Raw genomic sequence first — 1,437 nt, 5'->3', positions numbered from 1 at the left:
CATTAAAACCCGCCCGTTGAGGCGGGTTTTTTGTTGTCTAAACTCCCCGATATATGAAAAAATAAGTGTAAACTCAGGGGAAGAAAATAAGGGGTGACCAACCTTTACCCCATCCCACGTAGAAGTTTGCGGGGTCATCAAGCCCTACCTTGCCGCTAAAAAAATACACAAATTCAGTTATTCCATAAAATTATTGCTATTTTGTTAGCCTTCTTGAAATGGTGGCTTAGGGCAAAAAATATGATCAAGGCGTTCATATGCTTATGCGGATAATTACTCTTATTCATCGCTGGGTCGGAGCGCTGATGGGGATAGTTCTCGTTGTTTTAGGGCTTTCTGGAGCAGTGTTGGTTCATAAGGATGCATGGACCAGCGTCCCCCACAAATATGACGTAGTGGAACGAAATGCTCAGCACATTGGGACTTTTGTTACCCATGTTATGAATGCTGAAGGCAAGTCTCCACAAATGATCGTTTTTGCTTCCCCTTCTCTGGGTGTAAATCGGCTGGCCCATGCTGATGGGAGAGGGGAATATGCCGATCAGACTGGTCATGTTCTGGTTTCTTGGACAAGTGACTGGTCTCGTTCTGAGTTATGGCTGGTGACCTTGCATCGTTACCTTTTCATGCGTCCGCAAGGCGAAACGTATGTAGGTGTGGCCGGGCTTATAGGTATTCTTATGGTGATAACAGGTAGCGTCCTGTGGTGGCGCACCCGGAAAACATTTGAATTTCGTCTCTGGCCAAAGCGTTTCAGTCGCCCTGCTATCATTCGGCATCATCGTGATCTGGGCATAATAATCGCCACTTTATTGCTTCTTTCTTTTATGACTGGTGTTCTCATGGTCTTCCGCCCTCTTGGCGGAATTGCGTTTGGACCAGGAACCTCGGCCGCACTTACCCATAGCCTGAAGCCGCCAGTGTATCCCCATGTCAAAATGGGTAGAGATCTGAACTGGGTTTCTATGATGGAAACGGCACAGCAGCAATTTCCTGAAGCAGAGTTTAGAAGTCTAGCCCTTCCACGGAAAGAGAGTGGCCTGATTACGTTGCGGATGCGTCAACCTGATGAATGGTTGCCCAATGGGCGTACCATGCTGTGGTTTGCCGCCGATACGGGGCATTTGATAGAGGCCCGAGACGCCAGGATCATGTCTCTGCAGGCACGGCTATTCAATGATGTTTTTCCTGTGCATGCGGCTAAGATTGGTGGCCTTTTTTACAGAATAGTCATGACCCTTTCTGGTGTCGGGTTGGTTCTTCTGGGAGTGTTCGCCATATGGACGTTCTGGACTGCTGGGAATAAAAAAGAGGCAAAGAAGCCAAAGCACAAACCGGCCTGATGGGGTAATTTGTAATGATAGGTTGGTAAACTTGTTATTTAGAAAGAAATTTTACGAACCCTATAAAAAATATTTGGGGCTGGCATAGGTAAGC

General features: G+C 47.0%; 1 protein-coding gene. It reads left to right on the top strand.

Features of this window, described 5'->3' with window-relative positions:
* Positions 1-257 precede the first annotated feature (257 nt).
* Entirely contained in the window at positions 258-1,343 is a 1,086-nt protein-coding gene (locus tag AD944_RS00450; RefSeq protein WP_236709283.1) for a PepSY-associated TM helix domain-containing protein, read from the top strand.
* The last annotated feature ends 94 nt before the right edge of the window (positions 1,344-1,437 follow it).

The sequence above is a fragment of the Acetobacter tropicalis genome (assembly GCF_001580915.1).
GTDB classification, from domain to species: domain Bacteria; phylum Pseudomonadota; class Alphaproteobacteria; order Acetobacterales; family Acetobacteraceae; genus Acetobacter; species Acetobacter tropicalis.
The sequence above is the reverse complement of the archived record's forward strand: the minus strand, read 5'-3'. Positions and strand labels throughout refer to the sequence as shown.